The following is an 18,895-nucleotide window of genomic DNA, read 5'->3' on the forward strand; positions in this document are numbered from 1 at the left end:
CCGCGCACGCGGCGGTCAGTCACCTGCTGATCCGTCCCAGCGAGCCGGAACGCCGAGCCCCGAGGTCGCGGCGCCAACAGCAACGCCCGACAGCGACCACCCGACAGCAACGCCCAACAGCAACGTCCGCAAAGACCACGACGGCTTGAATCAACCTACTAGGTAGGTTACCTTGTCTCGTGAGTGGACCATCCGCGTCCCGGGCGCCCCGGCGGCCCGGGAACACCTTGGGAGCGACATGTCCGTGCCTCACACCCCCGCGAAGATCTACCGCGGCCGGGTGGCCGACCAGATCGTCGAAGATCTCCGTACGCAGATCCTCAGCGGCGCCCTGCCGGACGGTTCGCGGCTGCCGGCCGAACGGGAACTGGCCGCGTACTACGACGTCAGCGCCCCGACCGTCCGCGAGGCGGTCCGGGTACTGACCGCGACGGGCCTGGTCAACACCCGTAACGGCAGCCGGGCGACCGTCACCGCGCAGGGCGACACCCTGCTCGCCGTGTCCATCGCCTCGGTCGTCCAGGTCGAGAAGGTCGGCGCCCGGGAAGTGCTCGGGTTGCTCGGCGCCCTCAACGCCTACGGGGCCGAACTCGCCGCCGAGCACGCGTCCGACGAGGAGATCGCCCAACTGCGCGCCGCGGCCGAGGCCGTCCCCGCCGCCGACGGTGTGGAGCAGTCCGCCGCCGCGCTCCAGCATTTCTTCGCGACCCTGTCCGAGATCTCCCACAACTCGCTGCTCGCCGCGCTGAGTCGGTTCATCACCGAAATGCAGATCGGGCTCGCCGTGAAGCTGTCCGGCGGCGAGGGCGGCGACTGGGGGCGAGTCGCGGGCGCGCTCCACGCGGAACGGATGCGGATCGTGGCCGCGGTCGCCTCCCGGGATCCGGGGCGCGCGGCCTCCGTGGTCCGCGACTACCACCGCCAGGCCGTCGAGCGCATCACCTCGGTCCGCAAGGAGGGTGGGGCCGCTCCTTCCGACGCCGGACTCACCGAAGCCCTCACCGCCTGGCTGCGCTCGAACGTGACCTTGGGCGGCGGCCAGTCCGCGGGGCGTCGGGGTACGCCGTCGTGACCGGCGCGACGACCGGGGCCCCTACCGTGCGCGAGGCCGCCTTCGACATCCTGCGGCTGCACGGACTGACCACTGTCTTCGCCAACCCCGGCTCGACCGAGGTCTCCCTGCTCACCGACCTGCCCGAGGACCTGGAGTTCGTCCTCGCGTTGCACGAGGGTTCCGTGGTGGGGGCCGCCACCGGCTGGGCACTGGCCCGCGAGCACCCCGCGCTGGTCCTCCTGCACACCACCGCCGGGCTCGGCAACGCGGTGGGCGCGCTGGCCACCGCCCGGGTCAACCGCGCACCGATGGTCGTCCTCGTCGGCCAGCAGGACCGTCGACACCTCGCCCAACAGCCTTTCCTCGCCGGGCAGTTGGCGGGTCTGGCCGGAGACTACCCGGTACGGGTGGAGTCGCCGGTGCGCGCCCAGGACGTACCGGGCGCGATCGGCCGGGCCGTGCACGCGGCCCGCGAGGGGCGGGGACCCGCACTGGTACTCGTCCCCATGGACGACTGGGCGGAGCCGGCCGAGGACCTGCCGGTGCCGGCGCCCGTCGAGGTCCGGCGCCCGACCGTCGCCGACCCGCGCGCCGTCGCCGAGGTCGCCGACCTCCTGGCCCGCGCCGCGTCACCGGCCCTGGTCGTGGGCGCGGGCGCCGATCACCGGGACACCTGGGCCGCGCTCACCGCCCTGGCGGAACGGCTCGACTGCCCCGTATGGCAGGAGCCCTTCGGAGCGCGGGCCGGGTTCCCGCAGGACCACCGGCTCTTCGCGGGCCATCTGTCGGCCGACCGGTCCCGGCTGCGCACCGCGCTCGCCGCGCACGACCTGGTGCTGTGCGTGGGCGCTCCCTTTCTGCGCCAATACCCCTACGCCCCGGGGAAGTTGACCGACGCACGGGTGGTCGTGGTGACCGACGACCCGGCCGAGGCACACCACTCCCCCGCCGAACTGGCCGTCGTCACACCCCTGCCGGACTTCTGCGACCGCCTCGCCCACCGCACACCGCGCCGGGTTTCCGAACGCCAAGACCCTGCACGCCAAGTCCCCGTACGCCAGGCCCCCGTACCCCAAGTCCCGGCAGCGGGTGAGCCGTTGAGCCCCGCCCAGGTGCTGGCGGCGCTCGCCGAGCGGCTGCCCGTGGACACGGTGATCGTGGAGGAGACCCCCTCCTCCCGACCCGACCTGCACGCCCTCATCCCGGCCCGCGCGCCGCTCGGTTTCCTCAGCGCCGCCATGGGCGGCCTCGGCTTCGCGCTGCCGGCGGCGATCGGCGTACGCATGGGGCAGCCGCGCCGCCCGGTGGTCGCCGTCGTCGGTGACGGCTCGTCCCTCTATCAGATCCAGTCCCTGTGGACCGCCGTCCACTACGGCGTCGGCGCCGTCTTCGTCGTCCTCGCCAACGGCCGGTACGCGATCATGGACAAACTCGCCGAACAGTGCGGGGGCAAGCCTCCGTGGCCCGCGTTCGAGGAGATCAGCGTGGCGGGACTGGCCGAGTCCCTGGGCTGCTCCGTCCGCCGCGTCACCGAGTACGCCGACCTGTGCGTCACGCTCGACACCGTCTGCCCGACCCTGGCCGACCGCACCGAACCCCTGGTCGTGGAAGTCACCGTCACGGTCGGCGACGACTTCCGGCCCTGAGCCCCCGGAACCACCGGACCACCCCCCTCACTGCCCCTCCCCTCCCGCTCCCTCTCTCTGGAGGCCGTGATGTCTCTGCTCGATCCCTCCCTCTGGTCAGGCAAGGTCGGCGTCGGCGGCTGGACGGCATCCACCGGGGGCACATCGCCCGTGGTCGAGCCCGCCACCGGTGAAGTCCTGGACGTCATAGGCGTGGCGACCCCCGAGGACGTCGCCATCGCCGCCGAACGCGCCGCCCGCGCCCAGGCCGCCTGGTCCCGCCTCCCGTACACCGAACGCGCCACCGTACTGCGGCGCGCGGGCGACCTGTTCGTCCGGCACGCCGACGAGATCCAGCGGTGGCTGATCCGCGAGGCGGGCAGCATTCCCGGCAAGGCGGCCTTCGAGTCGAACACCGCAGCCCAGGAGTGTTACGAGGCCGCCGCGCTCGTCTCCCGCCCACTCGGCGAGGTACTGCCCTCCGCCGAACCCCGGCTCAGCCTCGCGCGCCGGGTGCCCGCGGGTGTGGTCGGCGTCATCGCCCCGTTCAATGTGCCGCTCGTGCTGGCCATCCGTTCCGTCGCCCCGGCCCTGGCCCTCGGCAACGCCGTTCTGCTCAAGCCCGATCTGCGCACCGCCGTGTCCGGCGGGGTCGCACTCATGCGGGTGTTCGAGGAAGCCGGGCTGCCCGCCGACGTGCTGCACCTTCTGCCGGGCGGCGCCGACACAGGAGCCGCACTGGTCGTCGCGCCCCAGGTGCGGGTCATTTCCTTCACCGGTTCCACGGCCGCGGGCCGCAAGGTCGGCGCCGCCGCGGCCCAGCACCTCAAGCGCGCCCACCTCGAACTCGGCGGCAACTCGGCGCTGATCGTGCTGCCGGACGCCGATCTGGAGCTGGCGGCGTCCACCGCCGCCTGGGGTTCCTTCTTCCACCAGGGCCAGGTGTGTATGAGCACCGGCCGCCATCTGGTGCACGCCTCGATCGCCGACGAGTACGTCGAACGGCTCGCGCACAAGGCGGAGCACCTTCCGGTCGGCAACCCGGCGAAGGAGCAGGTGGCGCTCGGCCCGATCATCGACGCCGGTCAGCGCGACAAGATCCACGGGCTGGTGCGCTCCAGCGTCGAGGGCGGCGCGAGGGTGGTGGCGGGTGGCACATACGAGGACCTTTTCTACCGCCCCACCGTCCTCACCGGTGTCACGGACGCCTCACCCGCGTACGCGGAGGAGGTCTTCGGCCCGGTCGCCCCGGTCCGGGCCTTCTCCGACCTGGACGAGGCGGTCGCGCTGGCCACCGCCACACCGTACGGACTGTCGCTGGGCATCCTCACCGCCGACGTCATGCGCGGCCTGGACCTCGCCGAACGCGTCCCCACCGGCCTGGTCCACATCAACGACCAGACGGTCAACGACGAGGCCGTGGCCCCCTTCGGAGGCGTCGCGGCGTCCGGCACCGGAGCGCGATTCGGGGGCGCGGCGAACATCGAGGCGTTCACGGAGACCCGCTGGATCACCGCTCGGACCACCCAGGCGACCTACCCGTTCTGACCACAGCTCATGAGTCCGACGAGGGCACGGCCCACTTGAGACGCCACCGTGCCCTCGTTCAGGGCCAGTTCACCTCCCTGCATGACGTCCATGACGTCCATGACGTACGTGGCAATGGCGTGGACCCTCGGTCGGCCAGAGGGCATTCTTGGGCCATGACGACAACGCGCCGCAGTCAGGCCGAACGGGACGAGATCACCGTCGAGATCGGCTATGCGTTGCTCAGCGGATGCTTTCTCGGCGCCGTCGTGTTCGCGACGGTCGCCGGTCCCGCCGCTGTCTGGCACCTTCCGCCCACCGTCGAGAAGCTGTTGCTGATCACCGGAGCCTCGGTCGCCGGCGTTCTCGCGGTGTTCCGTGTCGTGCATGTCCTCTGGCGACACGCGGGCCGACACCGCTGACGGTCGGCTCGGCCACACAGACCAACAGCGAGTTGCTGCGCGCCCGGGGGGCCTCCAAGTAGCGGGCTCCACATGGCAGGCCCGTCCCGCTCCCTGGGCCAGGCGTTCTCGGACACCCGGCCCAGGGCTCGAACGCGAGGGGTCAGCCCATGTGTGCGGGTGCGGCTGCCTCCGGGTCCATGGGCTGCTGCCTGCCGGCGTTGATCGCGAACGCGGTGACGGCCAGGCCGGCCAGGAACATCGCCGTGGCCGCCAGGAAGGCCATCGTGTAGCCGTGGGTCAGTGCCTCACCGGCCCTCGACACCAGGGTGAAGTCCTTGGTGGCGAGGCCCTGGTAGAGCGCACGGGCCGCCTCCGGGACCCGGTCGTCGGCCGCCGAGGTGGCAATCGTCGACAGCACGGCGAGTCCGATGGCGCCCCCGATCTGCTGTGCGGTGTTGAGCAGTGCGGAAGCGATGCCGGTGTCCTGATGGGCGACTCCGCTGACAGCGCCGAGCGTCATCGGGACAAAGCTCATGCCCAGACCGAGGGCGGTGACGAACATCGCCGGCATCAGATGCGCGGCGTACGAGGAGTCCGGCTCCAGCGTCGAGAACCAGACCATACCGACGGCGGCGACCAGCAGGCCGGGGCCGGCGATCAGCCGGGGAGCACAGCGGACGACCAGCTTGGCGCTGATGCCCGCGGCGGCTGCCATGCCGAAGCTGAACGGAAGATAGGCGAAGCCGGTCTTGACCGGGCCGTAGCCCAGGATCAGCTGCATGTAGAGGGTCAGGAAGTAGAAGGTCGCGAACATGCCCGCGCCGATGAAGAGCATGGTGGCGTAACTGCCCCACCGGTTACGGTCCTTGAACAGTCGCAGCGGCATCATCGGGTGCGCGGTGCGGGATTGCAGCATGAGGAACGCCACGAGCAGCGCGGCGGCGGTGGTGAAGGAGATCAGAGTGAAGGCGTCGGTCCAGCCGTGTTCGCCGCCGCGGGTGATGCCGTAGACCAGGGCGATCAGGCCACCCGTGCCGGTGATCGCGCCGGGGATGTCCAGACGGCCCGGGTGACGTTCGGCCTCGACCAGGGTGCGAGTGCCCGCGAGAACGGCCAGGCCGATGGGGATGTTGACGAAGAACACCCAGCGCCAGTCCAGCACGTCGGTGAGGACACCGCCCAGCAGCAGGCCGACCGTGGCACCGAGACCGCCCATGGCGGCGTACACGCCCATGGCCTTGTTGCGTGGCTTGCCGGCCGGGAACGTCGTGGTGATCAGTGCGAGTGCGCTGGGCGCGGCGAGTGCCGCGCCGATGCCCTGGAGGATGCGCGCGCCGATCAGCAGGCCCTCGTTCGGGGCCAGCCCGCCCAGCAGCGATGCCACGGTGAAGACGGCGATCCCGGCCTGGAACATCCGCCGGCGCCCGAACAGGTCACCGGCGCTTCCACCGAGCAGCAGCAGACCGCCGAAGGCCAGGGCGTAGGAGTTGACGATCCACGCCAGGCCGGAGTCGGAGACGCCGAGGTCGGTCCGGATGGCGGGCAGGGCGATGTTGGTGATGGTGGCGTCGAGGACCACCATCAGCTGGGCCGCGGCGATCACGAAGAGGGCCAGGCCCAGATGCCGGCCTCCGGGTGACCCACCGCCCAGCGAGGTGTCGGGCGGCGCGGAACTGGCGGAGGCGGAAGTGGCCGAGGTGCCGGTGGCCGAGGTGGTGGTGCGAGCTGACATGGAACGTACTCCACGTAGTTGGCTGGACAGTCCGGACAGTGCCGGGACCCGGGCGGAAAACAGACAGCGAATTCCGACTTCCCTACCGAGAAAGAAAAGGGTGAAAAGGAAGCGGGCTATGCAATCCGGGCGAGGGATACCGACAGGCATGCGACCTGGACCCGGGACGAAGCAGAACGATAACACTCTCAGGCGCGGGGATTTGACGAGCGGATCCCACTCCCGGTGTTCCCATTCTCCGCTTGACAAAAGCGTTCAGCGTGTGGGCACACAAAGCGAAATACGCGGCCGATTTAATTTGCTTTTCCGGCCGAAGTATGGGCACCGGGCAGAGCTTGATCGGCGCCGTACGGGCTCTTCGAGGCCCCCGACACCCGGTGCCGTATCGAGGCAGACAGCCCCATGCTGCGGGGACTCCGCCCTCTGCCGCACCAGATTGTCCGTCAGCTGGAGCGGTTTCCTTTCGGACGTGAGGTCGTTACGAGTCTTCAATGCCTCCGCTGTCTCGACCGACCCGAGACTCATCCGCTCGACCAACATGGCAAGCCGTTCTCCTTTGCTCGTCACATGTCGGTGAGGGGCGGTACGGGAAACGCCGACGGCTGCGGCGAGGTCCTGGAGAGTGGTGGTTTCGCACTCCTTCTCAGCAAGGAGCAGTGCTGCCTTCTCCGGCAGTCGTCGGGACACCCGGTCGGCTGACTAAAGTGGCCGCCATGAGCGATCGAGCCGGATCACGGCAGGTGTCGCCGGGGCTGCTGGGCGCGGCCGGTGGCGAAGGTGGCTGGCGGACCGTCACCGCGGGCGAGTCGGAAGCCGACGTCTTCCAGAGCGCGGACGGCACCCGGTACGCCAAGTGCGTGGCCGCCGATGACGTGGCCGACCTCAAGACCGAACGGGACCGGGTGGCATGGCTGAGCGACCAGGGCGTCCCGGGGCCACGGGTACTGGACTGGCACTCCGACGACGCGGGCGCCTGCCTGGTGACCAGTGCTGTCCCCGGCGTACCCGCAGACCAGGTGTCCGCCGATGACCTGCGGGCCTCCTGGGACCGGATCGCGGACGCGGTCCGTGCGCTGCACCAGGTACCCGTACAACAGTGCCCGTTCCGCAGGGACTTGGACGGGATGGTCGCCGTGGCGCGCGATGTCGTGGCCCGTGGCGCGGTGAACCCGGAGTTCCTCCCCGTCGAGCAGCAGCACATTCCGCCGGCGGAACTCCTGGCCCGACTCGTCCCACAGGTCTCGCGGCGACGGGAACAGGAGGCCGTAGACATGGTCGTCTGCCACGGAGACCTGTGCCTGCCCAACATCATCCTCGACCCGCGCACCCTGGACGTGTCGGGCTTCATCGACCTGGGCCGGCTGGGACGGGCCGACCGCTACGCCGACCTGGCGCTGCTGCTCACCAACGCGCGGGAGACATGGACGGACGAGGAGGGCGCGCGGGCCGCGGACACGGCGTTCGCCGAGGGGTACGGCATCACCCTCGACCACGACCGCCTGCGTTTCTACCTCCATCTCGACCCGCTCACCTGGGACTGAGCCGGTTCCCGTATCTGTTCGACGATCTCCCCACGCTCTTCGCCGTGCGGGCAGGTCCGAGCGCGCCCCTCAGCGACACCCGCGGGCGTTGAGCCGGGCGGCCTGGCGCGTCAGGTGGTCGCGCTCGGCGAGATCATGTGCCTTGTGGGCCGCCTCGGCGTACAGCCGTGCCGCCGTCGCCAGGTCGCCGTCGCGCTCGTGGAGGTACGCGGCGACCGCGGTATGGCGGGGCAGTGAGTCGTCCAGCGCCGCGAGCGCCGCCAGGCCGGCGCGCGGTCCGTCGGCCTCGCCGACGGCCACCGCGCGGTTGAGCCGGACGACCGGGCTGTCGGTCAGGCGTGCGAGTTCGTCGTACCACTCGACGATCTGCACCCAGTCGGTCTCCTCGGCGGCGGGCGCGTCGGCGTGGAGTGCCGCGATGGCGGCCTGGGCCTGGTACTCGCCCAGCCGGTCGCGGGCGAGGGCCCTCTGAAGGATCACCACGCCCTCGGCGATCGACCCGGTGTCCCACCGGCCGCGGTCCTGCTCCGCGAGCGGCACCAGACTGCCGTCGGGCGCGGTCCGGGCGGCGCGCCGGGCATGGTGGAGCAGCATGAGGGCGAGCAGCCCCGCCACCTCGGGGTGGTCGATCGTGGCCGCGAGCTGCCGGGTGAGCCGGATGGCCTCGGCGACGAGGTCGACGTCGCCGGAGTAGCCCTCGTTGAAGACCAGGTAGAGGACGCGCAGCACGGTGGCGACGTCGCCGGGCTGGTCGAACCGCACCCGGGAGACGGTGCGCTTGGCGCGGCTGATGCGCTGCGCCATGGTCGCCTCGGGCACCAGATAAGCCTGCGCGATCTGGCGGGTGGTCAGCCCGCCGACGGCACGGAGCGTGAGCGCCACGGCGGACGACGGCGTCAGCGACGGGTGGGCGCACAGGAAGTAGAGCTGGAGGGAGTCGTCCAGCGCGGGCGCGGCCGTGGGGGCCGGCTCCTCGTCCACGAGGTCCTCGCGTCGCCGGCGGGCGGCGTCCGCCCGGGTCGCGTCGAGGAACTTGCGCCAGGCCACGGTGACCAGCCAACCCTTCGCATCCCGCGGAGGGTCGGCCGGCCAGACGCGGACCGCCTCGACCAGCGCGTCCTGAACGGCGTCCTCGGCCGCCGCGAAGTCGGCTCCGCGGCGGACAAGGATGCCGAGCACGCTCGGCGTGAGGCTCCGGAGGAGGACCTCGTTCACCTCAGGGCTCATTCCGTGATGGTGGGCGGCGCGCCCAGGAACGGGCGCAGCTCCAGCCACTCGTGGATCGGCTTGCCACCCGCTCCGGGGGCGGCCGACAGTTCCCCGGCCAGTTCGAGGGCGCGCTCGTAGCTGTCGACGTCGATCACCATCCAGCCGGCGATGAGGTCCTTGGTCTCGGCGAACGGTCCGTCGGTGACCGGCGGGCGCCCCTCGCCGTCGTACCGGACGAAGGTCCCCTCGGGAGCGAGTGCCTGACCGTCGACGAACTCGCCGGTCCCTTCGAGCCGGGCCGCGAAGTCGTTCATGTACTGCACATGGGCCGAGATCTCCTCCGGCGTCCACTTGTCCATGGGCACGTCGTTGAACGGAGTCGGGGCGCCGCGGTAGTGCTTGAGCAGCAAGTACTTGGCCATGGTGTCTCTCCTTGGTGCTGGTGCGACCCATTGTGGTCGCGTTCACCACGGGGACGGAGCCGAGGACGGGTTCTCGACATCACCGTGCAAGTTTTTTTATCTCTGTCCGAGTCTTCTTTGACTGTCAGTGTTCCGTCGCCGCCCGGACGGCGCGGCGCTTGCCGGTGACCGTGGCTGCCGGGAGGCGTCCGGCCTTGGAAGTGCCGGTCAAGGTGTCGCCTGTGACCGTCACGGCGAAGGCCAGGTTCAGACGCATGGGCTTGGTGACAGCCTGCTTCCAGGTGAGCCGGTCACCGTCAAGGGTGACGTCGCTGAGCGGGACTTCCTCCCCCGCCCCGTGAGCGACTCCGGTCAGGACACCGTCCTGGCGCAGGAAGTCGGCACTGGCCTTGATCGTGCCGACAGGGGTGGAGATGGACAGGTCCCAGGTGCCTTCGACAGACATGCTGTTGCTGCTTCCTCGTGATGCGGTGCGAGCAGAGACGTGCAAGCAGAGATGTGCGAGCAGAGATGTGGGGGGCTACGCGCCTGATCAGAGGCCCGTGGGCGCCGGGCCCTGATGGCGCCAGACGGTGCCGCGGCGTTCATGAGCGAACAGTTCTTCGACGGCGTGCGCGATCCGGGGGCCCACTTCGCGCTCCAGCAGGTACAGCCCGAGATCGAGCCCGGACGTGACACCGGCGCCGGTGACGAGGTCGCCGTCATCAACCACGCGGGCGTTCACCGCGTGTACGCCGGTGGCGTCGAGCATGTCCAGGCCCAGGTGGTGGGTGGTGGCATGGCGGCCCTCCAGCAGGCCGGCCATGGCCAGCACGAGCGAGCCGCCGCACACCGCGCTGACCACGACCTCCGGGTTGTCCATCGCCGCCTTCAGCAGCGTGGGCAGCTCGGTGGTCAGGGTGCGGGCCAGCAGCACGGGGATAAATTCGTCCTGCCGGTAGTCCCCGGCACCGGCACCGGCACCGGCACCGGCACCGGCACCGACGTCATGGTCGGGGACCTCGCCGGGCTCCCCGACCCGGCCCGAGGCACCGGGAACCAGAATCAGGCCCGCACGCCCGGGGTCGAGGGCGCCCGTGGCGCGTAGCACCAGGCCCCCGGTGCCGCTGACCACCTCGCGCGGTCCTTCGGCGGAGACCAGGTCCACGCTCACCGCGCCGCCGGAGGCGGTGCCGCCGGCGTACAACACCTCGTAGGGGGCGATGACATCGAGCGGATCGAAGCCGTCGAAGAGGACGATCTGGGCGTGCATGACGGGTTCCTTCGGATGCGAAAGGTCCCGGCTGCGCCGGGCTCGCCCTTGACGCTATGCGGCTGCCGATGCCTGTCCCAGTGGCATTAGTGACACCTTCCAACGGGATAACGCCACCCCTCGCCAGAGCCACGACAGAGCCACGCCGGAGCCAAGAAAGAGGCATCTGAGCTGGGCGAACAAGGCGTCGCAGGAACTCTGGGACCAAGTGTGGGCGCCTGGTGGGCAGGCATCTGACAGGTACCTTCTGGCCATGCACACTGTCGCCGTCCTCGCCCTGGACGGGGTGATTCCGTTCGACCTGTCCACCCCGATCGAAGTCTTCACCCGCACCCGCCTCCCGGACGGCCGCCCCGGCTACCAGATGCGTGTGTGCGCGGAAACCCCGGAGATCGACGCGGGCGCCTTCACCCTCCGGGCGCCCTGGGGACTGGAAGGGCTCCAGGGCGCCGACACGATCATCGTGCCCGGTACTCACTCGCCTGCGAGCCCGCTCACCCCCGCCGTCCGCGACGCGCTGCGAGCAGCGGCCGAACACGGCACCCGTATCGCCTCCATCTGTTCGGGCACCTTCCCGCTGGCCGCCACCGGGCTCCTCGACGGCCTGCGAGCCACCACCCACTGGATCGCGGCCGACCTCCTCGCGACCGCCTACCCGGACATCGAGGTCGACCCGGACGTCCTGTACGTCGACAACGGCCAGATCCTCACCTCGGCCGGCGCCGCCGCCGGCCTGGATCTGTGCCTGCACATGATCCGTAGGGATTACGGCTCGGCCGTCGCCGCCGACGCGGCCCGGCTGTCCGTCATGCCCCTGGAACGCGAGGGCGGGCAGGCGCAGTTCATCGTCCATGACTACGCGCCCACTCCCCAAGGCTCCACTCTCGAACCGCTCCTCTCCTGGCTTCAGGAGAACCTCGGCGCCGGCCTCACCCTCGCCGACATCGCCGCCCACGCCGGGACCAGCACCCGGACCGTGATACGCCGCTTCCGCGAACAGACCGGCACCACCCCGCTCCAGTGGCTCCACCGCGCCCGTATCCGCCAGGCCCAGCACCTGCTGGAGACCACACACCACTCCGTCGAACGCATCGGCGCCCAGGTCGGATTCGGCTCCCCCACTGCCTTCCGTGACCGCTTCAAGCGCACCACCGGTGTCAGCCCTCACACCTACCGCCGCACGTTCAGCTGATCGCGGACCGCCTTCATGGTGGGCCAACGCACTCCTGCACCCGGAACTATGGTGTCTCACCACATGTGCCTGCGATCTGGGTGTTCCTACGGTGTGGCGACACGAAACCGTCCCCGCCCTCCGCTCGGAAGTGGTGTTCATGGCCGCCTCAGCAACCGCTCCTCCCCCGCCCGCGAATCTCAAGCGCATCGTCGCGGCGAGCCTCATCGGCACGACCATCGAGTGGTACGACTTCTTTCTCTACGGATCCGCCGCCGCACTCGTGTTCAACAAGGTGTTCTTCCCCGACTCCGATCCGCTCGTCGGCACGCTGTTGTCCTTCCTCACCTACGCGGTGGGCTTCGCCGCCCGGCCCCTCGGCGCGCTGGTGTTCGGGCACTACGGCGACCGTCTTGGCCGTAAGAAACTGCTGGTGCTGAGTCTGCTGCTGATGGGCGGCGCGACCTTCGCCATCGGGCTGTTGCCCACGCACGCGATGGTGGGCAGCGCCGCTCCGGTACTGCTGACGGTGCTCCGGCTCGTCCAGGGTTTCGCGCTCGGCGGCGAGTGGGGCGGCGCCGTCCTGCTGGTGTCCGAGCACGGTGATGCCCGGCGCCGTGGCTTCTGGGCGTCCTGGCCGCAGACCGGCGCCCCGGCCGGGCAACTCCTCGCCACCGGTGTGCTGTCACTGCTGACCGCGCTCCTGTCGGACTCGGCCTTCGAGACCTGGGGCTGGCGCATACCGTTCCTCCTGTCCGGAGTGCTCGTGATCGTCGGCTTGTGGATACGTCTGTCCGTCGATGAATCGCCCGTGTTCAAGGCGGCGTTGGCGCGGGCCGAGGCACGCAAGCAGGCCGCCCTGGCGGAAGACGGCACGGCAAGGGACGGGGACACGGCCGAGAAGGCGCCCCTCGTCGCCGTACTGCGCCACCACTGGCGCGACATCCTCGTCGCCATGGGTGCCCGTATGGCCGAGAACATCAGCTACTACGTGATCACCGCCTTCATCCTCGTGTACGCCACCACCTCCGCCGGGGTGTCGAAACAGACCGCGCTCAACGCCGTACTCATAGGCTCCGCCGTGCACTTCGCGGTGATCCCGGCCTGGGGTGCCCTCTCCGACCGGATCGGGCGCAAGCCGGTCTATCTGATGGGCGCCGCCGGCGTCGGGCTGTGGATGTTCCCCTTCTTCTCGCTGATCGACACGGGCACCTTCGGGAACCTCCTGCTCGCGGTGACCGTCGGACTCGTCCTGCACGGCGCGATGTACGCACCGCAGGCCGCCTTCTTCTCCGAGATGTTCGCGACCCGGATGCGGTACTCGGGAGCCTCGATCGGCGCGCAGTTCGCCTCGGTCGCCGCCGGTGCCCCGGCCCCGCTCATCGCGACGGCACTGCTGGCGAAGTACGACAATTCGACACCCGTGGCCCTCTATGTGATCGCCGCCGCCGTCCTCACGCTCGTCGCGGTCGGCGTCGCCCAGGAGACCCGCCATCGCGATCTGGACCGCATTGGCGCCGATCCCACGGAGCCCGCCGAGCCCTCGCCCGAGCGGACGGGCGCGGACGCGCGCAGCGTCTGACGCGGTGACCCTTCCCTGACCCCCGTACGCACCGCGTGTACGGGGGTCAGGGTATGAGCGCCGACGACAACCGGTGCAGGCGCAGGGCTAGTTGGATCTCCAGCGTCCGGCTGGGGCTCAGCCAGTCGGGGCCGAGGAGCCGGGCGATGCGATCGAGGCGCTGGGCGACCGTGTTGACGTGGACGTGCAGATCGTCCTTGGTGCGGGCCGGGCTCATCCCGGAGGCGAAGTACGCGTCGAGAGTGCCGACCAGGTCCGTGCCCCGGCGCTCGTCGTACGCGATGACCTCGCCGATGCTGTGCCGCACGAAACCGGAGATGTCCCGGCTCCCCGTGAGCAGCAGCCCGAGGAATCCGAAGCCCTCGGCGGCGGCGCCCTCTCCGACGCGGCCCAGGAGCCGTAGCGCTTCGAGGCAGCGCTGCGCTTCCGCGTAGGCCGCGGCGACCGTGTCCGGGCGGGCCGCGAGGTCGGCCACCGGGGCGGAGGCACCGACCGTGACCGATTCGTGCAAGGCGGCGCCGAGTTGTTTGGCGGTGCGTCGGGCCAGCTCGGCCGCCGTGTCGCCGTCCCTGAGCGGGAGCAGCAGGACCGTACCGCCGTCGCGTGCCGCCGCGAGGCCGTGGCCGGTGGCCGCGAGGTGGGAGGCGGCGGACCAGAGGCGCCGGCGCGCGTCGGCCTCCGCTCCGGCGTCGGCGGTCATCGGGCCGCGGGCGTCGGGGGTGGCGCGAGGCCCCGGGGCGTCGGAACCGGTACGGGTATCGAGGCCGAAGGTGGCAGTGGCAGAGGCCGGTGCGCCGAGGCGGGCGGCGAGCACCGTATGCGTCGCGTCGAGGTCCGCGCGCAGACGGGTCGCCCGCTCACGCAGCAACCTCGGGTCCCGGTCCCTGGCTTCGATGAGGTCGTCCAACAGCTCCCCACGGACCCGGTGTTCGGCCTCGGACGCGGAGCGGCGTGCCAGCATCAGCAGCGAAGTGACCATCGCGGCCCGCTCCAGGGTGCGTTGGTCGACGGGGTCCAGGCCCGGGTGGCCGCGCAGTACCAGGGCGCCCAGCACCTCACCGCCCGCGGAGAGTGCCGCGACCCAGTCGTCGCCGTGACGCACCGACCGGCCCTCCCCGGCCGACGCCTTCAGCGCGGTGGCCGGTGCCGCCGCCACCTCGGCGAACTCGACGGTGCCGTCGAGGACTTGGGAGACGGCCGCCGCCACGTCATGCACTCCGCCGCCGCGCAGCACCAGTTCGGCGAGCCGGTCGTGGACGTCGGACGCGCGCTCGATGACGGCGCTGCGGTCCCTGATGATCTCGCTGGCGCTCTCCAGGCGGGCCAGGGCCTCGCGGGTCTCGGTGAGGAGGTTCGCCGTGTCGATCGCGGCGGCGGCCAGCGCGGCGAACGAGCCGAGCAGGGCGATCGACTCCCGCTCGAAGACCCGCGCGCGGCGGTCCGCGGCGAACAGCACCCCGATGACATCCGGTCCCAGCATGAGCGGCACGCCGAGAATCGCGACCAGCCCCTCGTCCCGTACCCCCGCGTCGATCGAGTGGGTGTGCTGGAAGCGTTCGTCGTGGAAGTAGTCCTCGGTGACATACGGCCGCGCCGTCTGCGCCACCAGACCGCCCAGGCCCTCGCCCATGCCGATGCGGAGCTGCTGGAAGCGTGCCGCGACCGAGCCCTCGGTGACCCGCATATAGGTGTCGCCCCGGGCGGGGGCGTTGAGGCTCAGATACGCGACGTCCGTGCCGAGCAGGGAGCGGGCGCGCTGCACGATGGCCCGCAGGACCGCGTCGAGATCGCGCAGTCCCGCCAGGTCGTGCGCCGTCTCGAAGAGCGCGGACAGCTCGGCCTCGCGACGTCGTCTGCCCTCCAGCTCCGCGCGTACCCGCAGCGCGAGCAGCCTCGCGTGCTCCAGGGCGGCGAGGCGCTCGGGCGGGTCGCCGTCGACGCGGGCCCGGAGTATCGGCTGCTCGTAGGCATCGGCGGTCGCGCCCCTCGCCAAGAGTTCGAGGAACGGGGTCTCGGCGCTCATGGCCGAGCGCTCTGCGAACTGCACCTGATCGCGATCCATGCTCACCAGAATGACCTACCGGGCCGACACCACCGCCGGACCTGTGGACAACTCATCGGCACCACCACATCTGTGGACAACTCCCCCACCCCTGCGGGGGGCCTCTCTCCCCTGCGGGGCCTCTGGCCTGCGGGGGCTCTCACCCCTGCGGAACACCTCTCCCCTCACCGGGCTCCTACGCCCCTCAGCCGGGATCGGGATCAGTGTGCGGTCCAGCCACCGTCCAGCGCCAGGGATGTGCCGGTGATGAAGGAGGCCCGTGGGGTGCAGAGGTACGCGACGGCTTCGGCGACCTCGTCCGGTTCGATGAGCCGCTTGACCGCGATGTCGCGGAGCATGACCTCGCTGAGGACGCGTTCCTCGGGGATACCGTGTGCCGCCGCCTGGTCGGCGATCTGGCGCTCGACCAGCGGGGTGCGGACATAGGCGGGGTTCACGCAGTTCGAGGTGACTCCGTGGGCGGCGCCTTCGAGTGCGGCGGTCTTGGAGAGCCCCTCCAGACCGTGTTTGGCGGCCACGTACGCGGACTTGTAGGCGGAGGCACGCAGTCCGTGGACGGAGGAGACATTGACGATGCGGCCCCATCCCTGCTCGTACATGTGCGGGAGCGCGCCACGGATGAGCCGGAAGGGGGCTTCCAGCATCACGGTCAGGACGGTGTGGAAGACGTCCGGCGGGAATTCCTCGATGGGGCGCACATGCTGGAGCCCGGCGTTGTTGACGAGGATGTCGGTGCCCGCCGCGCACGCCTCCGCGGCGTCGAGGTCCGTGAGGTCGAGATGCCGGGGTTCGATCCCGCCTGGCAGGTCCGCGCCCGCCTCGACCAGGGCGCCGAGGCCCACGTCGTCCCGGTCCACGGCCCGCACCTTGGCCCCGGCCGCCGCCAGCCGCAGCGCGCAGGCCCGGCCGATCCCGCCCGCCGCACCGGTGACGAGGGCGGTGCGGCCGTCGAGTTCGGTGCGGCCGTCGAGGACCAAGGACACGGGCGACGGACCGCCCCGGGCGTCGGCCGACGTACCGGCCGGGGTGCTGAAGGTCGTCATGACACCGACCCTAGGCAGGGCCTCTCCCCCGCCCCATGTGGTCAGAAGCCACACTTCACCGTCACAGCATGGGGTCGAACCATGTGGGGTCGCCGGTCATGGCCTGCTTGATCCGGAAGCGACCGAACTCGTCCAGCTCCGGCAGCGCGTCCACCGGGAACCAGGCGACGTCCAGCGACTCGTCGTCGTTCACGCGCGCCTCGCCGCCCACCGCGCGGCAGCGGAAGGTGATGTCCATGAACTGGCAGGTGTCGTCATTGGGGTAGGTCATGGGGTCCAGGGCCTGCACCAGGACGACGCGTTCCGGCACACACCGCACCGCCGTCTCCTCGTACACCTCGCGCACCGCGCACGCCGCCGGCTGCTCCCCCGGGTCCGGGATTCCACCGATCACGGACCACTTACGGGTGTCGCTGCGCTGCCCGAGGAGCACTCTGCCGTCGTCGTCGAAGACGATCGCGGTGACTCCGGGCAGCCAGAGCAACTGGTGACCCGCGCTGGCACGAAGGGTGCGGATGAAGTCAGGGGTAGCCATGCGACGACCCTAACGGGGACATCCGGGCAGGCTAGCCCTGGCGGGAGCGCCGGGCGCGGACGGCGCCGGTCACGGACCAGCCGAGTCCGGCGGCGGCGATCAGGACCAGGACCGCTTCCGGCAGGACTCCGAGCCGGGTGGCGGGAGTCTGCGACGACCTGAGCGGGACCTTCTCGACGAGCGACGCGGCGGTGAACATGCCGGTCCTGTCGACGATCCGCCCGTCGGGCATGATCACCGCGCTGACGCCGCTGGTGACCGGAACAGTCACCGTACGGCTGTGCTCGACGGCACGGATCCGGGACATCGCGAGCTGCTGGTACGTCATCTCGCTGCGGTCGAACGTGGCGTTGTTGCTCGGCACCGAGATGATCTGGGCGCCGTGTGTGACGGTGTCCCGCACGGCCCAGTCGAAGGCGGCCTCGTAACAGGTGGCGATGCCGACCTTGGTGCCCGCCATGGTGAACACGCCCGGTTCGGTGCCCCGGCTGAAGTCCTGCCGGACCATGCCGACGTCCTTGCTGAAGACACTCATGACGGAGCGCAGCGGGATGTACTCGCCGAAGGGCTGGATCTGCCGCTTGTCGTACGTGGCGACGGGGCCCTTGGCCGGGTCCCACAGGACCTGCTCGTTGAAGAGCCTGCCGTCGTCGGTCTCCACGACAGCGCCCACCGAGAGGGGCACACCGATGGCCTTCACGGCGGCTTCGATGACTCCGCGCGCGTCCGGGTTGCGGAAGGGGTCGATGTCGGAGGAGTTCTCGGGCCACAGGACGAAGTCGGGGCGGGGCACCTCACCGGCGTTCACGCGTGCGGCGAGGCGTTCCGTCTCCCGCGCGTGGTAGTCCAGTACGGCCCTGCGCTGGGCGTTGAAGGCGAGTCCCGCGCGCGGGACGTTGCCCTGCACGACGGCGACAGTGGCCGTGCCGTCCTCGGCCGCGTCACTGACCAGCGGGCGCGCCGCCAGGGCCGCGGCCACGGGAAGGACAACGGTGAGCGCGGCGACCGCCGCCGTACCCCTGCGCAGAGTCCGTGTGTGCCGGACGTCCAGCGCCAGGCGTACGGCCTCGTACAGGCCGAAGCCGCACAGGACGACCGCGAAACCGAGAACCGGGGTGCCGCCGAGCGCGGCGAGCGGCAGGAACACACCGTCGGCCTGGCCGAAGGCGATCTTGCCCCAGGGGAAGCCGCCGAACGGCACCCGCGCGCGTGCCGCCTCTCCGGCGATCCAGAGGGCCGCCGCCCAGAGGGGCCAGGCGGGCAGCCGGGACATGGAGGCGACACCGGCGCCGACGAGTGCGACGAACAGGGCCTCCACGGCCACCAGCGCGAGCCAGGGACCCGGGCCGACCTCGACGCCGGTCCACACCAACAGCGGCAGCAGGAAGCCGAGCCCGAAGACATAGCCGAGTCCCAGCCCGGCCTTCCAGGACCGCCCCCTCAGACACCAGCCGAACGCGGCGAACGCGGGCAGCGCCAGCCACCACAGGGTGCGCGGCGGAAAGCTGACGTAGAGCAGCACTCCGGAGAGTGCCGCCGCGACGAACGGCGGCAGCCCGCGGGCCAGTCGCATCCCGCGTGAAGCGGGCGCCGGCGGCGGACCGAGCTGTTCCGGCTCGTCTACGGGGGTGGCGATGGCGGTCACCCGGGGAGTCTACGGCGCGTGTCCACCGGCGGGGTACGGCGGTCGCGCCCCCGGATCCCCCCCCCCGCCCGCGGGCAGGGCTCGTGGCGCC

16 protein-coding genes are annotated in these 18,895 nt (G+C 71.0%); 7 read left to right on the forward strand and 9 right to left on the reverse strand.

Features of this window, described 5'->3' with window-relative positions; genetic code table 11:
• The first annotated feature begins 238 nt into the window (after nt 1-238).
• The 4 genes from ACFVT5_RS15990 to ACFVT5_RS16005 all read left to right on the forward strand — a co-directional run bounded on the left by ACFVT5_RS15990 (nt 239) and on the right by ACFVT5_RS16005 (nt 4,628).
• A complete protein-coding gene (locus ACFVT5_RS15990; RefSeq protein ID WP_389886986.1) occupies nt 239-1,072 on the forward strand; it encodes a FadR/GntR family transcriptional regulator in 834 nt (277 codons plus the stop codon).
• A complete protein-coding gene (locus ACFVT5_RS15995; RefSeq protein WP_389886989.1) occupies nt 1,069-2,700 on the forward strand; it encodes a thiamine pyrophosphate-dependent enzyme in 1,632 nt (543 codons plus the stop codon). Before ACFVT5_RS15990 ends, ACFVT5_RS15995 begins: the two co-directional genes overlap by 4 nt.
• A 69-nt stretch (nt 2,701-2,769) precedes the next feature.
• On the forward strand, nt 2,770-4,227 hold the full coding sequence (locus ACFVT5_RS16000; RefSeq protein WP_389886992.1) for a benzaldehyde dehydrogenase: 1,458 nt from the start codon (nt 2,770-2,772) through the stop codon (nt 4,225-4,227).
• Between the two features lie 155 nt (nt 4,228-4,382).
• The gene (locus ACFVT5_RS16005; protein WP_389886995.1) at nt 4,383-4,628 is read left to right on the forward strand and encodes a DUF6332 family protein; all 246 of its coding nucleotides are present in this window, start codon (nt 4,383-4,385) and stop codon (nt 4,626-4,628) included.
• A 142-nt stretch (nt 4,629-4,770) separates the two neighbouring features.
• Here ACFVT5_RS16005 and ACFVT5_RS16010 read toward each other — a convergent pair whose 3' ends face one another.
• A complete protein-coding gene (locus ACFVT5_RS16010) occupies nt 4,771-6,342 on the reverse strand; it encodes an MFS transporter (protein ID WP_389886998.1) in 1,572 nt (523 codons plus the stop codon).
• 713 nt (nt 6,343-7,055) lie between these two features.
• Between ACFVT5_RS16010 and ACFVT5_RS16015 the strand changes: the two genes are divergently transcribed.
• Nucleotides 7,056-7,883, forward strand: coding sequence for an APH(3'') family aminoglycoside O-phosphotransferase (locus ACFVT5_RS16015; RefSeq protein ID WP_389887001.1), 828 nt, complete (start codon nt 7,056-7,058; stop codon nt 7,881-7,883).
• Between the two features lie 69 nt (nt 7,884-7,952).
• Here ACFVT5_RS16015 and ACFVT5_RS16020 read toward each other — a convergent pair whose 3' ends face one another.
• The 4 genes from ACFVT5_RS16020 to ACFVT5_RS16035 form a co-directional block, all read right to left on the reverse strand.
• Nucleotides 7,953-9,098, reverse strand: coding sequence for an RNA polymerase sigma factor (locus ACFVT5_RS16020; RefSeq protein ID WP_389888128.1), 1,146 nt, complete (start codon nt 9,096-9,098; stop codon nt 7,953-7,955).
• Between the two features lie 8 nt (nt 9,099-9,106).
• Complete coding sequence (locus tag ACFVT5_RS16025; RefSeq protein WP_389887004.1) at nt 9,107-9,514, reverse strand: YciI family protein; 408 nt, start codon at nt 9,512-9,514, stop codon at nt 9,107-9,109.
• A gap of 124 nt (nt 9,515-9,638) precedes the next feature.
• Entirely contained in the window at nt 9,639-9,959 is a 321-nt protein-coding gene (locus tag ACFVT5_RS16030) for a hypothetical protein (RefSeq protein WP_389887007.1), read from the reverse strand.
• Nucleotides 9,960-10,046: 87 nt separating this feature from the next.
• Complete coding sequence (locus ACFVT5_RS16035) at nt 10,047-10,766, reverse strand: DJ-1/PfpI family protein (RefSeq protein ID WP_389887009.1); 720 nt, start codon at nt 10,764-10,766, stop codon at nt 10,047-10,049.
• A 253-nt stretch (nt 10,767-11,019) separates the two neighbouring features.
• On the opposite strand from ACFVT5_RS16035, the gene ACFVT5_RS16040 reads away from it, so the two are divergent.
• Both ACFVT5_RS16040 and ACFVT5_RS16045 read left to right on the forward strand, forming a co-directional pair.
• Complete coding sequence (locus ACFVT5_RS16040; protein ID WP_389887010.1) at nt 11,020-11,958, forward strand: GlxA family transcriptional regulator; 939 nt, start codon at nt 11,020-11,022, stop codon at nt 11,956-11,958.
• A 139-nt stretch (nt 11,959-12,097) separates the two neighbouring features.
• Nucleotides 12,098-13,519, forward strand: a complete 1,422-nt coding sequence (locus ACFVT5_RS16045; RefSeq protein ID WP_389887012.1) for an MFS transporter — start codon at nt 12,098-12,100, stop codon at nt 13,517-13,519.
• A 46-nt stretch (nt 13,520-13,565) separates the two neighbouring features.
• Here the strand turns inward: ACFVT5_RS16045 and ACFVT5_RS16050 are convergent, their stop codons facing one another.
• From ACFVT5_RS16050 to lnt, 4 genes are all read right to left on the reverse strand, one after another.
• Nucleotides 13,566-15,581: a helix-turn-helix domain-containing protein gene (locus ACFVT5_RS16050; protein ID WP_389887014.1), complete on the reverse strand. Its 2,016-nt coding sequence runs from the start codon at nt 15,579-15,581 to the stop codon at nt 13,566-13,568.
• 200 nt (nt 15,582-15,781) lie between these two features.
• On the reverse strand, nt 15,782-16,624 hold the full coding sequence (locus ACFVT5_RS16055) for a 3-hydroxybutyrate dehydrogenase (protein WP_389887016.1): 843 nt from the start codon (nt 16,622-16,624) through the stop codon (nt 15,782-15,784).
• Nucleotides 16,625-16,685: 61 nt separating this feature from the next.
• Nucleotides 16,686-17,159, reverse strand: a complete 474-nt coding sequence (locus ACFVT5_RS16060) for an NUDIX domain-containing protein (RefSeq protein ID WP_389887018.1) — start codon at nt 17,157-17,159, stop codon at nt 16,686-16,688.
• Nucleotides 17,160-17,190: 31 nt separating this feature from the next.
• Nucleotides 17,191-18,804: an apolipoprotein N-acyltransferase gene (gene lnt, locus ACFVT5_RS16065; protein ID WP_389887021.1), complete on the reverse strand. Its 1,614-nt coding sequence runs from the start codon at nt 18,802-18,804 to the stop codon at nt 17,191-17,193.
• Nucleotides 18,805-18,895: the final 91 nt, after the last annotated feature.

Origin of the sequence: Streptomyces sp. NPDC058001 (genome assembly GCF_042886315.1) — a bacterium.
In the GTDB taxonomy this organism is placed as follows: domain Bacteria; phylum Actinomycetota; class Actinomycetes; order Streptomycetales; family Streptomycetaceae; genus Streptomyces.

Coding starts and splice junctions, on each gene's coding strand:
- ACFVT5_RS15990 (WP_389886986.1), top strand. CDS start 239: ATGTCCGTGCCTCACACCCCCGCGAAGATCTACCGCGGCCGGGTGGCC.
- ACFVT5_RS16000 (WP_389886992.1), top strand. CDS start 2,770: ATGTCTCTGCTCGATCCCTCCCTCTGGTCAGGCAAGGTCGGCGTCGGC.
- ACFVT5_RS16005 (WP_389886995.1), top strand. CDS start 4,383: ATGACGACAACGCGCCGCAGTCAGGCCGAACGGGACGAGATCACCGTC.
- ACFVT5_RS16010 (WP_389886998.1), bottom strand. CDS start 6,342: ATGTCAGCTCGCACCACCACCTCGGCCACCGGCACCTCGGCCACTTCC.
- ACFVT5_RS16015 (WP_389887001.1), top strand. CDS start 7,056: ATGAGCGATCGAGCCGGATCACGGCAGGTGTCGCCGGGGCTGCTGGGC.
- ACFVT5_RS16025 (WP_389887004.1), bottom strand. CDS start 9,514: ATGGCCAAGTACTTGCTGCTCAAGCACTACCGCGGCGCCCCGACTCCG.
- ACFVT5_RS16030 (WP_389887007.1), bottom strand. CDS start 9,959: ATGTCTGTCGAAGGCACCTGGGACCTGTCCATCTCCACCCCTGTCGGC.
- ACFVT5_RS16035 (WP_389887009.1), bottom strand. CDS start 10,766: ATGCACGCCCAGATCGTCCTCTTCGACGGCTTCGATCCGCTCGATGTC.
- ACFVT5_RS16040 (WP_389887010.1), top strand. CDS start 11,020: ATGCACACTGTCGCCGTCCTCGCCCTGGACGGGGTGATTCCGTTCGAC.
- ACFVT5_RS16045 (WP_389887012.1), top strand. CDS start 12,098: ATGGCCGCCTCAGCAACCGCTCCTCCCCCGCCCGCGAATCTCAAGCGC.
- ACFVT5_RS16050 (WP_389887014.1), bottom strand. CDS start 15,581: ATGGATCGCGATCAGGTGCAGTTCGCAGAGCGCTCGGCCATGAGCGCC.
- ACFVT5_RS16055 (WP_389887016.1), bottom strand. CDS start 16,624: ATGACGACCTTCAGCACCCCGGCCGGTACGTCGGCCGACGCCCGGGGC.
- ACFVT5_RS16060 (WP_389887018.1), bottom strand. CDS start 17,159: ATGGCTACCCCTGACTTCATCCGCACCCTTCGTGCCAGCGCGGGTCAC.